Source organism: Cognatiluteimonas telluris, assembly GCF_011320095.1.
GTDB lineage: Bacteria > Pseudomonadota > Gammaproteobacteria > Xanthomonadales > Xanthomonadaceae > Cognatiluteimonas > Cognatiluteimonas telluris.
This window is the reverse complement of sequence record NZ_JAANOY010000004.1, coordinates 109,986-122,233: the sequence shown is the minus strand read 5'-3', so window position 1 is coordinate 122,233 and position 12,248 is coordinate 109,986. Positions and strand designations below refer to the sequence as shown.

At 67.9% G+C, this 12,248-nt stretch carries 15 protein-coding genes and 1 pseudogene; 14 read left to right on the top strand and 2 right to left on the bottom strand.

The window, feature by feature from the left end; all coding sequences use genetic code 11:
* Positions 1-72: 72 nt before the first annotated feature.
* The 6 genes and pseudogenes from G7B67_RS13620 to G7B67_RS04670 form a co-directional block, all read left to right on the top strand.
* A pseudogene (locus G7B67_RS13620) lies at positions 73-675 on the top strand (histidine kinase dimerization/phosphoacceptor domain -containing protein); the annotation flags it as partial.
* Between the two features lie 82 nt (positions 676-757).
* Positions 758-1,069 (top strand): sensor histidine kinase, encoded by a 312-nt coding sequence (locus G7B67_RS13615; RefSeq protein WP_425482410.1) that lies wholly within the window; start codon positions 758-760, stop codon positions 1,067-1,069.
* Between the two features lie 131 nt (positions 1,070-1,200).
* Positions 1,201-1,524, top strand: a complete 324-nt coding sequence (locus G7B67_RS04685) for a hypothetical protein (RefSeq protein ID WP_166208637.1) — start codon at positions 1,201-1,203, stop codon at positions 1,522-1,524.
* Between the two features lie 54 nt (positions 1,525-1,578).
* Complete coding sequence (locus G7B67_RS04680) at positions 1,579-1,896, top strand: response regulator (protein WP_243412256.1); 318 nt, start codon at positions 1,579-1,581, stop codon at positions 1,894-1,896.
* Positions 1,897-2,165: 269 nt separating this feature from the next.
* Positions 2,166-2,675 carry a DUF1993 domain-containing protein gene (locus G7B67_RS04675; protein ID WP_166208631.1) on the top strand — a complete coding sequence of 170 codons (510 nt, stop codon included), beginning with the start codon at positions 2,166-2,168 and terminating at the stop codon, positions 2,673-2,675.
* An 11-nt stretch (positions 2,676-2,686) separates the two neighbouring features.
* The gene (locus G7B67_RS04670) at positions 2,687-3,157 is read left to right on the top strand and encodes a YehS family protein (RefSeq protein WP_166208628.1); all 471 of its coding nucleotides are present in this window, start codon (positions 2,687-2,689) and stop codon (positions 3,155-3,157) included.
* Between the two features lie 12 nt (positions 3,158-3,169).
* Here G7B67_RS04670 and G7B67_RS04665 read toward each other — a convergent pair whose 3' ends face one another.
* A complete protein-coding gene (locus tag G7B67_RS04665) occupies positions 3,170-3,892 on the bottom strand; it encodes an rRNA pseudouridine synthase (RefSeq protein ID WP_166208625.1) in 723 nt (240 codons plus the stop codon).
* 137 nt (positions 3,893-4,029) lie between these two features.
* On the opposite strand from G7B67_RS04665, the gene ubiM reads away from it, so the two are divergent.
* The 8 genes from ubiM to G7B67_RS04625 all read left to right on the top strand — a co-directional run bounded on the left by ubiM (position 4,030) and on the right by G7B67_RS04625 (position 11,500).
* On the top strand, positions 4,030-5,235 hold the full coding sequence (gene ubiM / locus G7B67_RS04660; RefSeq protein ID WP_166208622.1) for a 5-demethoxyubiquinol-8 5-hydroxylase UbiM: 1,206 nt from the start codon (positions 4,030-4,032) through the stop codon (positions 5,233-5,235).
* A 57-nt stretch (positions 5,236-5,292) separates the two neighbouring features.
* Complete coding sequence (locus G7B67_RS04655) at positions 5,293-6,444, top strand: 4-phosphoerythronate dehydrogenase (protein WP_166208619.1); 1,152 nt, start codon at positions 5,293-5,295, stop codon at positions 6,442-6,444.
* Between the two features lie 276 nt (positions 6,445-6,720).
* A complete protein-coding gene (nadA, locus tag G7B67_RS04650) occupies positions 6,721-7,746 on the top strand; it encodes a quinolinate synthase NadA (RefSeq protein ID WP_166208616.1) in 1,026 nt (341 codons plus the stop codon).
* Positions 7,746-9,203 carry an L-aspartate oxidase gene (locus G7B67_RS04645; protein WP_166208613.1) on the top strand — a complete coding sequence of 486 codons (1,458 nt, stop codon included), beginning with the start codon at positions 7,746-7,748 and terminating at the stop codon, positions 9,201-9,203. Before nadA ends, G7B67_RS04645 begins: the two co-directional genes overlap by 1 nt.
* 220 nt (positions 9,204-9,423) lie before the next feature.
* Positions 9,424-9,693 (top strand): hypothetical protein, encoded by a 270-nt coding sequence (locus G7B67_RS04640; RefSeq protein ID WP_166208610.1) that lies wholly within the window; start codon positions 9,424-9,426, stop codon positions 9,691-9,693.
* A gap of 148 nt (positions 9,694-9,841) precedes the next feature.
* Entirely contained in the window at positions 9,842-10,501 is a 660-nt protein-coding gene (locus G7B67_RS04635) for a murein L,D-transpeptidase (RefSeq protein WP_166208775.1), read from the top strand.
* Positions 10,502-10,795: 294 nt separating this feature from the next.
* Complete coding sequence (locus G7B67_RS04630; protein WP_166208607.1) at positions 10,796-11,074, top strand: hypothetical protein; 279 nt, start codon at positions 10,796-10,798, stop codon at positions 11,072-11,074.
* 174 nt (positions 11,075-11,248) lie between these two features.
* On the top strand, positions 11,249-11,500 hold the full coding sequence (locus G7B67_RS04625; protein WP_166208604.1) for a hypothetical protein: 252 nt from the start codon (positions 11,249-11,251) through the stop codon (positions 11,498-11,500).
* Between the two features lie 93 nt (positions 11,501-11,593).
* On the opposite strand, the gene azu is transcribed toward G7B67_RS04625, so the two are convergent.
* A complete protein-coding gene (gene azu, locus G7B67_RS04620) occupies positions 11,594-12,235 on the bottom strand; it encodes an azurin (RefSeq protein WP_243412249.1) in 642 nt (213 codons plus the stop codon).
* Between the last annotated feature and the right edge of the window lie 13 nt (positions 12,236-12,248).

The following is a 12,248-nucleotide window of genomic DNA, read 5'->3' as shown; positions in this document are numbered from 1 at the left end:
CGGAACCTGCGATCGCTTGCGCAGTGCTCACGCCCCGCGCGCTAGCATCGGGTTTCGGGAGGACGGCATCACATGAGCGCCACGCTCCGCTTGCGGCTGCGCAATGCCCAGCCGCGCCTCGGTTCGGCCATCGGCCTGGCGTTATTACTGCTGGCAGCTGGATTGCGTTTCGTGTTCGGGGGCTTGAGCCAAGGGTTCGGACCGATGACCTTCCTGCCGGCGATCCTGCTGGCAGGCCTGGTCGGCGGGTTCCGGATTGGTTCGATGATCGCCGCGCTCTCTATCGTGGTCGGCTGGGGCTGGTTCTTTCCGCCTTACGGCACGCTCAACCTTTCGAGCGGCGACCGGATCTCGATGGGCGTTTTCATCGTGACCGCGGGCCTGGAGCTGTACGTAGTGCACATGCTGAGGTTGACGATGGACGACCTGTCGTCGGCAGAGAGCCGCTCCAGCACGCTGTTCCGCGAGCTGCAGCACAGGGTGGCCAACAACCTGCAATCCGTCGCCGCGTTCCTGTACCTGCGGAAAAAGACGCTCGAGCCGGACAGCGCAGGCGCCCACGCGCTGGAAGCCGCCCAGGATCGGCTGACCTTGATGTCCGACGTGCATCGCCGGCTCAACAACCCGAGCTCGATCGACCAGCCGCTGGGCTCCTATCTTGAGGAACTCTGCGCGGATCTCATCGCCGCCAGCAATATGCCAAACATCCGCTCCCGCGTGGAAGCGGCGTCGATCGAATTCGACCTCGAAAGTACTCATGACGCTGTCGTTGATCGTCGCAGAACTGGTCACCAACAGCCTCAAGCACGCCTTCCCGGACGGCCGGGACGGCACCATCACGATCACGGTCGAACGGGAGCGGGATGTTTATACGTTGGTCGTCGCGGACGATGGATGCGGCGCGACCACGACTCCGGCTCCTCGGAAAAAAAATGGATTGGGACAACGGATCCTGCAGAACCTGGCGTTCCAGCTCGGTGGCCAGATCGTGCTGGAGCATGGCGACGGCACGGTGGCGACGATGGTGTTCAGGCCCCAAACGGAGGCAGCCGTCAGGGTCAAAGCCTGACAGGGAAGATCCCGGATCCATTCAGGGCAGCTTTGCCCGGCCATACGCGACCTCCCGGAATGCGACGCGCTTCCTGCTGACGCTTGACGCTCCGCGCTAACCTTCCGTCGTTACGAAAGCAGGATGAATAAATGAGAGCCACCATCGTCGGTCTGGTGACGCCGCATCTGCTGCGCATCGTCGAACCCGCCAACGAAGCCGAGAAGGCCGTCAACGTCGACTGGCACCTGCGGGATTCCGTGACCAGGACGATGCGCGAGCTGGGTGACCAGTACAACGCAGCGGCATTGGTGACGGCATACAGTGATGGGCTGGAGAGCCCGCGTAAGGCGGGCTTGAGCCCGCCCTACGGTCTGCAGCCGAATGTGGGGTGCGTAGGGTGGGCCCTGGCCCACCTTCTGGGGATTACAGGGTATTCGCGCGCTTTTCTAAAAAAAGGGGCCAGAGTGAATTAACGTTTGAAACGTCAAATTTCTCCGGCCCCATTTCAGGGCGGCGCGGTGCTGGAGATGGCCGGCGGTGCCGAGGCGCTGGCCAGGGCGCCATCGTTCGAGCCGCAGGTCGCCGTGCTGGATCTGGGCATGCCCGGCATGGATGGGCTGACCCTGGCGCGCAGGCTCCGGGACACCATGGGCGAACGCACGCCCTACCTTGTCGCATTGAGCGGGTTCGGGCAGCCGTCGGACAAGACGTTCGCCCGTGACGCTGGTTTCGACGACTACCTTGTCAAACCGGTGGGGCCGGAAGATCTCCAGCAGGCCCTGCGGCAAGCGCGGATGTCTGTACCTGCGCGATTCGGTAGCCAGGACGATGCGCGAGCTGGGTGACCGGTACAACGAATCGGCATTGGTGACGGCATGCATCGATGGGCTGGAGAACGCTGCGGGTCTGGCAACGAAAATCGCGTGGCGTACATCGGCGCCCTCCGGCCGCGGCCGCCGCTGCGGGGAATCCAAGGCGCGATCAACAACAGCCCCACGAACTGAAGGGTCCGGAAGTCATCAAGCATTTCCGCGCTGTGCGGTGTTGGCAACGATCAACGCCACTGGTCGGCTTGCGGGCTACCATGCGCTTCCCCCCCGACAGCGGATCTGCCATGTCCCTCTCGATGCACACCGCATCCGTCCCCGTCTTCCAGCAGATGCTCACCGCGCTTGGCAATGTCCTGGCCAAAGCCGAAACCCACGCCACCGAGCGCAAGATCGATCCCGTCGCGCTGCTGCAGTCGCGCTTGTTCCCCGACATGTTCCCGTTGACCCGCCAGGTGCAGATCGCCTGCGACTTCGCCACCAGCGTGTCGGCGCGGCTTGCGGGCGCGGAGGTCCCGGCGTACGAAGGCGGCGACCAGACCTTCGCCGATCTGCAGCAGCGGATCGCGGCGACGCTGGCGTTCATCGGCGGCCTGGACGCGGCGCGGTTCGAAGGCAGCGAACAACGCGAGCTCGTGTTGCGTCCCGGAACGCCGAAGGAACGCAGGATTGGCGGCCAGGCCTATCTGCTGGCGTACGGGCTGCCGCAGTTCTTCTTCCATGTCACCACGGCGTACGACCTGTTGCGCCACGGCGGTGTCGAGATCGGCAAGAAAGACTACATGGGCACGTACTGACGGCGCATCCGATGATCAACAACGACGTCCTGCGCAGCATCCGTTACATGCTCGACCTGAGCGACAACAAGGTGGTCGAGATCGCGCGCCTTGCAGATCCAGCATTCCCCATCGACAAGGACGATGTGCACGCCTTCCTGCTGAAGGAGGACGAGCCGGGCTACGCCATGTGCAGTGACGACGTGCTGGCGCATGTCCTCGATGGGCTGATCGTGCATCGTCGTGGCAGGGATGAAGGCCTGCCGTTACGACCGGTGGAGAAGCGCATCAGCAACAACGTGGTGTTGAAGAAGCTGCGGGTCGCGTTCGAGCTCAAGGACTCCGACATGCACCAGGTGTTCGCGGATGCGGGATTCCCGGTGTCCAGGCCGGAGCTGTCGGCGTTGTTCCGCCAGCCCGGGCACAAGAACTTCCGCAAGTGCGGTGACCAGTTGCTGCGTAATTTCCTCAAGGGCCTGACGCTGCGCGTGCGCGGCGCCTGAGTCGGGCGTGCCCTAGAAACGTTCGCCGACCGGCAGGTAGCGCCACATGCCGTCCGGCATCCTGGCCAGCGGAACCTTGCCGATGCGGATGCGTCGGATCGCCACCACATCCAGCCCCACCTGCGCACACATGGCGCGCAGTTGGCCGCCTTGCACGCCCTTGAGCGCGAAACGCAGGCGGACCTCGTTCTGCCAGCTGACCTTGCACGCCCGCAGCGGCCGTCCGTTGTAGTGCAGGCCGTGGTTGAGCTTGTGCAGCCCATAGGGCGCGATGTCGCCGCTGACCTCGACCACGAATTCCTGTTCGATCTCGTCGCCGTCTTCGGTCAGCCGGCGCCATACGCGGCCGTCCTGCGTCAGCACCATCAGGCCGCTGGCCTCGGCATCCAGCGGCACCAGCGGCGTCAGGCGATGGAAGTGGCGTTCGAGCAGGTGCACGCCCGACGGATCGTCCGGCCAGCGTGTTTCGGGTTGCACCAATCCTGCCGCGACCTTGCGGCCGCTGATCGTGTCGTAGCCGACCGGCTTGTGCAGCAGGACCGTTGCCGGCTCGACCGTCTCCAGTTGGGCGGTGGGGTCGATCGCGACGAGTTCGCCCGACACCGGATGCGCCGGATCTTCCGTCACGCGTCCATCGACGGACACCCAGCCGCCCTTGATGTATTGCTCGGCCTCGATGCGCGAACAGCGGGCAAGATCGGCAACGCGTTTGGCCAGGCGAACGTGATCGGGCATCTCAACCGGAGTCGGTGGAATCGGGCCACGCAGTGTATCGACCATGCACAGCAATCCCCACCCGGCTTGACCGGCATCAACGCGGTCCGCGCGCGGCATGCCTAGCCTGCGCCCTCCAACTCCAGGAGGGCGGGCGCATGGACTTCGACGTCGTGGTGGTAGGGGCCGGGCCGGCGGGATTGTGCCTGGCGCGCTCGCTGGCCGGCAGTGGGTTGCGCATCGCGCTGGTGGAACGGCAGGCCGAGGCGGCCCTGGCGTCGCCCGCGGACGACGGGCGGGAGATCGCGATCACCCATCGATCGCAGCGCTTGCTGCAGGCGCTGGGTCTCTGGGATCGGTTGCGTGCGGACGAGATCGGCGTGCTGCGCGAGGCGCTGGTGCTCGACGGCAACGACACCGACGGGCTGGCCTTCCGTCCGGCCCTGGCCGGGGCGCAGCAGTTGGGCTGGATGCTGCCCAACCATTCGATCCGCCGAGCGGCTTTCGACGAGGTGGCGCCCTTGCCCGACGTGCGCCTGCTGGCGGGCACGCGGGTGGTGTCCGCCCGGACGGAGGCAGGCGGTGCGCAGGTGGACCTGGACGATGGCCGGGCGCTGCGTGCGCACTTGCTGGTGGCCGCCGACAGCCGGCACTCGGAGACGCGTCGTGCGCTCGGGATCGGTGCGCGCATGCACGACTTCGGCAAGACCATGCTGGTGGTGCGGATGCGCCATGCGGTCGCGCACGATCAGGTTGCCTGGGAATGGTTCGACCATGGGCAGACGCTGGCCCTGCTGCCGCTGCACGACCCGCACGTCTCATCCGTGGTGGTGACGCTGTCGCCGATGCAGATGCAGGCGTTGCTGGCGCTGGACGACGCGGCGCTGGGGGTGGAGATGGCCGCGCGCTTCGGCCAGCGCCTGGGGATCATGGATGTCGACGGGCCGCGCTGTGCCTACCCGCTGGTAGGCGTGTATGCGCGGCGCTTCGTCGCCGACCGCGTTGCGCTCGTGGGCGATGCGGCGGTGGGCATGCATCCGGTCACGGCGCACGGGTTCAACTTCGGCCTGCTGGGGCAGGACACGCTCGCGCGCGAATTGCGTACGGCGCTGGCGACGGGGCGCCCGATCTGGAGCATGGACGTGCTGCGCCGTTACGAACGCCGCCATCGCGCGGCCACGCTGCCGCTCTACATGGCCACGCAACTGCTGGCCGGCCTGTACACCGACGACCGACCGCCGGCGCAGGTGCTGCGCAAGCTGGCGCTGGGGCTGGGCGCGCGGCTGCCCGCATTCCGCCGCAGCATCGTCGCCGGGCTGACGGCCGCTCACGAGGGCAGGGCACGCCAGTGGGTCTCCCGCTAGCGGCGATCGACTGGACGATGCCTGTTGCATGAATCCCACTTTTCTTTTCGCGCGCCAATGAAGATCCTCGTCGATGAAGACATGCCGCTGGCGCGGGAACTGTTCGCCGGCTTCGGCGAGGTGGTGGCCAGGCCGGGTCGCGGCCTGGCACGGAACGACGTGCGAGACGCCGACGCGCTGCTGGTGCGTTCGATCACGCGCGTCGATGAAGACCTGTTGCGCGGGTCGCGCGTGGCCTTCGTCGGTTCGGCCACGATCGGCGTGGATCATGTCGACCTGGCCTACCTGCGGCGCCGCGACATCCGCTTCGCCAGCGCGCCCGGATGCAATGCGATGTCGGTCGTGGACCATGTCTGCAGCTGCCTGCTGGAACTGGCCGACCGCCGCGGCTTCGAGCTCGCCGGCAAACGCGTGGGCATCGTCGGCCTGGGCAATGTCGGCTCGCGCCTGCGGCAGCGCCTGCAATCGATGGGTCTGGCCGTGCTGGCGTGCGATCCGCCGCTGGCAGCACGGGGCCATGCCGGACTGGTCGGGATGGAGGCGATCGCTGATTGCGACATCGTCAGCATGCATACGCCGCTCGAACACGGCGGAGCGCATCCCACCGTGCACCTGGCGGACGCCGCGTTTCTCGCGCGCCTGAAGCCGGGGGCGATCCTGGTCAACACCGCGCGCGGCGCGGTCGTCGATGGCCGCGCACTGCTGGCGGCGCTGGAGCGACGCGGCGACCTGCTGGCCGTGCTCGACGTCTGGGAAGGCGAGCCGCGGGTGGACACCGCCCTAGTCGAGCGGGTGGCCATCGCCACGCCGCATGTCGCCGGGTATTCGTACGACGGCAAGCTGCGCGGCACCTGGATGCTGTACGAAGCGTTCTGCGCGTTCCTCGGGCAGGCACCTTCGATCTCGTTGCCGGCGCTCGTTCCGGAATCCGCCCGCCAGGTGCTGGACCTGGCGCGCATGGCACCGACCTCCGCCCTGGACCTCGTCCGCGCGGTCCACAACGTGATCGACGATGACACCGCCTTCCGAGGCACGCTCGCCGTGCCGGAGCATGCGCGTGCCGCGGCGTTCGACCGTTTGCGCTCGCGTTACCGGATGCGCCGGGAGTTCGCGACGGTGGCATTGGCGCACGCCCGGCCGCGGGTCGACACCTTGCCGGCGCACCAACGCGCGCTGGCCGGGGCGCTGGGGTTTCGCTTCCCCGACTGACGCGGGCAGTGCAAGGCAATCGGGCCCCGAACGCCGGTGCCCAGGCAGGCGTGCAGGCGGGTCGTAGTCGATCAGGGGCACCCGCGCGTTGCTTCGGTTTGACCCAGATCAGCGCACTGCCGCCGGGCGGCTGTTGAGATGCCCGGATGTGAACCATGCGACCACGCTTGCGTCCCGGATTCGCCGCCGGAGGGTCACCAACGGCGGGTCACCGCGAGCGAACACGGCTACCCACCGGCAAAGCCACCTGACCCTCCATTGCGCAGGCGATCCCCCATGAACGATTCCGACTCCTTGCCCGCACCTGTATGGCGCGACGGGCTCGAAGACGACTACGCCGAACTCACCACGCGGCTGGAGCCACTGGTGCCGTGCCTGGAATGGCCGCTGCACCTGCCGTGGATCGACGCGATCAACCGGCTCAAGCGCCAGCGCGGCGCGGTGATCATGGCGCACAGCTATCAATCGCCGGAGATCTTCCATGGCGTGGCCGACGTCACCGGTGATTCGCTCGGACTGGCGCAGGCGGCCGCCGATTGCGACGCCGAGCTGATCGTGCTGTGCGGGGTCCACTTCATGGCCGAGAGCGCGAAGATCCTGGCGCCGCACAAGACCGTGCTGATTCCCGACCTCGAGGCGGGCTGCTCGCTGGCGTCCTCGATCACCGCCGACGACGTGCGCGCGCTGCGTGCGCGGCATCCGGGCGTGCCAGTCGTGAGCTATGCCAACACGTCCGCGGCAGTGAAGGCCGAGTCCGATGCGATCTGCACCTCGGCCAACGCGGTGCAGGTGGTCGAGGCGATGGGCGCGGGGCGGGTGATCTTCCTGCCCGACGAATTCCTCGGCCGCCACGTCGCCAGCCAGACCCGTGTCCAACTGGTGCTTTGGCACGGCCACTGCGAGGTCCACGAGACGTTCACCGCGCAGCAGGCGCGCCACGCACGCGAACGCTTCGATGCCAAGCTCGTCGCGCATCCCGAATGCCCGCCGGAGGTGCTGGCCGAAGCGGATTTCGTCGGTTCCACCACGGCCATGGGCAACTGGCTGGAACGCGAGCAGCCGGCACGCGTCGCGCTGATCACCGAATGCTCGATGGCCGACAACCTGCGGGTGCGCTTTCCCGCCACCCAGTTCATCAAGCCCTGCAACCTGTGCCCGCACATGCAGCGCATCACGCTGCCGGGCATTTACGCGGCGCTGCGCGACTTCAAGCACGCCATCGAAATCCCTGCCGACATCGCCGACCGTGCGCGTGCGGCGTTGCAACGCATGCTGGCGGTGGGCCGGCGCGAAACCGTCTGATGCGGGCACGCGCGCCGATCATCGTGGTGGGCAGCGGCGTCGCCGGATTGGTCACCGCGCTGGCCGCGGCACCGGCGCCGGTGCGCCTGCTGTGCCGCCGGCACGACGGGGATGGAACGGCCAGCGCGCTGGCGCAGGGCGGCATCGCCGCCGCGCTGCAAGCGCCGGACCATCCCGCCGCGCACGCCGCCGACACCCTGGCGGCCGGGGCCCATCACAACGATGCCGCGATGGTGCGCTGGCTCTGCGCGCAGGCACCGGCAGCGATTGCGTGGCTCGAGCGGCAGGGCGTGGCGTTCGACCGCGATGGCGACGGTCGCCTGCAATTGGGGCGCGAAGGTGGCCATGGCGCCGCGCGCATCGTGCATGCCGGAGGCGATGCCAGCGGTGCGGCGCTGGTGCGCGCGCTGCATCGGCGGGTGCAACAGGCCGGACATGTCCAGTGGCACGGTGGCGTCGACGTGGACGCGCTGTTGCTGCGCGATGGCGTGGTGCGTGGGGTGCGCGTGTGCGATGCGCGCGGTCAGCGACATGAAATGCAGGCGGCCGCCGTGGTGCTCGCGACTGGCGGCATCGGTGCGCTGTTCGCGCGCACCAGCAACCCGCCAGGCGCCGAAGGCAGTGGGCTGGCATTGGGGCTTGCGGCCGGCGCGCCGGCGCGCGACCTGGAGTTCGTGCAGTTCCACCCGACCGCACTCGACGTGCCCGGCGGCCATTGCCTGCCGCTGGTGACCGAGGCGTTGCGCGGCGCCGGCGCGCGCCTGCGCGATGCCGCCGGACGGCCGCTGATGACCGGGTTGCACCCGCAGGGTGACCTCGCGCCGCGCGACGTGGTTTCCCGTCGCGTCTGGCAGGCGCGCCGCGATGGCGGCCGCGTTTGGCTGGACGCCGGCGATGTGCGAGGCGACTGGACGGTGCGGTTCCCGACGGTCCTGGCTGCCTGCCTCGCGCGGGGCATCGATCCGCGCCGCGATGCCATTCCGGTCACCGCCGTGGCGCATTTCCATATGGGTGGCCTGGCCGTGGATGCCGATGGCCGCACCGGCCTGCCGGGCCTGCATGCCGTGGGCGAGGTGGCCTGCAACGGCGTGCATGGCGCCAACCGGCTGGCCAGCAATTCGCTGCTGGAGGGCGTGCTGTGCGGGCGCCGTCTCGGTGCGCTGCTGGCTGCCGCCGATCTCCAGACAGTCTCGCGCGGCCGCTCGAACTGGGTCGCGCGCGGCAACGCGCTGTCGCCGACGCCGCTGGCCGAACTGCGCGCACTGTTGTGGCAGGCGGCCGGACCGGAGCGTTCTGCCGCCGACCTGGAGCGAGCCATCCGCAGTTGCGCGCCCTGGTCCGCCGATGGGTGGCAGGCCGCGGTGGCCCACCGACTGCTCGATGCCGCGCTGGCCCGTCGCGCATCCCTGGGTTCGCACTACCGTGTCGATTCGGCCCTGGCGCGCTTGGCGTCGTGAACCGCGGCCACTCCCACATTGGCGGGATGGGGGTTGATCCACGCAGCGTTCCCGCTCGCGGGCTGAAGACCCAGGCGCTGCTTGGGTTTCAAGCCGCGACGTCCCTCGTCGCCACATCCTCTTCACGCTCAGGGACGTATTCAAACGTGACCTGAAGGCGGGCCAAGGAGCCGGCAAGCAGGCCGCTCAATTTCCGACATCAGACGAAAGGAGATTGGAAATGTCTCTGACCAAACAACATCGGGCGATGGCGCGCCTTCTCGCCGTGGCGATCGTCGCCGCCTCCGGCCTGTCCGCCTGCGCCACCTACGATGACGATTTCGCGCGGGTCAATTCGCGCCTGGACCAGCTCGACACCAAGGTGCAGAGCGCCGCCCAGAGCGCCGACGCCGCCAATCAGTCCGCACAGCAGGCCAACCAGCGCCTGGATGCCATCGAAGGCCGCGTCCAGCAGCTGGAAGCGGCCCCGGGCCGCAAGCCGCGCGGTTAGTCGCGCTTGCACCCTCTGCGACGACCGGCCTGACGCGTCCGGTGGCCTTTGCTGGCCACCGGGCGTTACCCTTCGCCGGGTCTTCGTTCCAAGGAGTCGTCCCATCCGTACGTGCACACACCCTGCGATCCGGGGCGTTGCGCTGGCGCTGTCGTTGGCCTTCGCGAGTTCAGGCGTGGCCAGCGCCGAGGAGGCCACCGCGCCGCCGGTCGCCGCCGTCGACCAGCTTCCGCCGGGTCAAAATGTCTCCAGCACCGTGGTCGAGCTTGCAGGTTGGGTTGTCTCGAGCAAGGACAACCAAGGCTATCCGTTCGCGGTTATCGACAAGGCCGCCGCACAGGTGTTGGTGTTCGGCGGTGACGGCAGGCTGCGCGGCGCGGCGCCTGGACTGTTTGGCTCGGCGATCGGCGACCATTCGGCCCCCGGCGTCGCCGGACTCGCGCTTCGCGAAATTCCGGGTCGGGATCGCACGACGCCTGCGGGTCGCTTCGTGGGCGGTTACGGTCCGTCCGTCGACGCCGGGCGCGTGCTCTGGGTGGACTACGATTCCGCGGTTTCGATCCACCCGACCGCGACTGGCGTGCCGGCCGAGAAACGCGCCAAACGCCTTGCATCGCCTTCTCCGGACGACAACCGCATCACCCACGGTTGCATCAACGTCGCGCCGGAGTTTTACGAGCAGGTCGTCCGTCCGACGTTCGAGCGGGGCGGGGTGTTCTACATCCTGCCGGATGAGGCGTCGATTGCAGAGACCTTCCCGGAGTTCGCGCAGAGTCGCGCGATTGGGCAGAACGGATTGACGCACTGAACCGAAACAGGGTCGGAGCGCACTTTTCTGGCCCTGGGAAACGGGGCATCGTCGACTTTCCCGAGAGCCCGGTTGCGGGGCTTTCGACGCATCGCGAAGCGTCGGTAGCGCGATTTCCTGCGCCACATTTGACGCCCGTCCCAAAAAAAAGCCCGGGTTTGTTTCCGGGCCACACCGCGCTGACACCCCAAGGTTGCGGGCAGCGCGGGGGTCCGTGCAAACCGCCCCTTCCCACGCCACAGGTGGCGTCCAACTAGGCTAGCCTTGCGGCCTGTCGAAAGCTGGAAGAAGAGCATGAGCGCCACTGTCGTCGGTCTGGTGACGCCGCATCTGCTGCGTATCGTCGACCTTGCCAATGAAGCCCAGAAAGGCGTCAACGTCGACTGGCACGTGCGCGATTCCGTGGCCAAGACCATGCGCGAGCTGAGCGACCAGTACAACGCGGCGGTGCTGGTGAAATCGTATATCGAGGGGCTGGAGACCGTTGCCGGCCAGGCACCCAGGAGCCACGGGGACTACATCGGCGTCCTCCAGGCCGCAGCCGCGGCGGCGCGCAACCTCTGGCGTGACTGAGAGAAGCGGGCCTGGAAAACATCCGCGCCGCGAAGCATCTCGCCGCGCGGGTCAGTGCAGCGCCAGATCGTTACCGCTGGTTTTCGTCGCCGGATTGACCCGGGTCAAGGCGTGACCCTCCCGCGCCCGGCATCGTTTGCGTGCCGGTCGATGCCGGCCTTTTGAGGACCGGCAATGCAATTCGAACTGACTTCCCCCATCCGCGACGGCGAAACGCTGGCCGCGACGCTGGCCGCCATGCTGCGCCCGCGGCACGGCGATGTGCGGATCGCCCTGGATCCCAATCGCGGCAGGCTCGAAGTGGTCGGCACGGCGACCGCGGCGCAAGTCATCGATGCGCTGGCGCGCATCGGTTGCCCGGCGCAACCGATGGAGAAGGACGTGCACATCAGTGGCGGCAGCACCTGCTGCGGGCACTGCGCCTAGCGGCAAACGCGCCATGCCGACGCCAGCACAGCCGTGCTGGCGAACTTCGCAATCCAGAAGGCGGGCGGCCACCCGGGCCGCCGACCTCACGCATCAGCCGACGCTGATGCTGCCCTTCATGACCGTGGCGTGGCCCGGGAAGCTGCAGAAGAACTCATACGGCCCACCGTCCTTGAGCTTGGCCGGATCGAAACTGACGGTCGTGCTCTCGCCGCCGCCGACGAGCTTGGTGTGGGCCACGATGCGCGCGTCGCCCGGCTTGACATAGTCGTTGGCGACGCCAGCGCCGATGCCGTCGGCAAGCACGCCCGCCATGTCGCCGGCCTCGGCGATCACCACGTTATGGCCCATCGCCGCCACTGGCATCGTGCCGGTGTGCTTGAGGGTGATGGTGAACTTGCTGCACGACGCCGGGATCGCGATCGAGCCGACATCGAACTGCATCGCGTCGGTGCCGTCGATCTGGGTGGAGCAGTTCTCCACCACGGCGGCGGGTTTGTCGCTGCCGGCGGTGGCTGCAGGCATCGCCGTGCCGGTCGAAGCATTGGACGCAGGCATGGTCGATTCCATGGCGCCCGCGACGGTCGTTGCCGGCGCCGGCGTGGTCGCTTCTGTCGTGGTTTCGGCCGGTGCCGCGGTCGACGTGCCGGTATCGTCCGTCGGGGTTTCATGATTGCCGCATGCGGCCAATGCCAGCGCGCACGCCGCTGCTGTAAGCGTGATCTTGAAGTTCACTGAGCCAGACTCC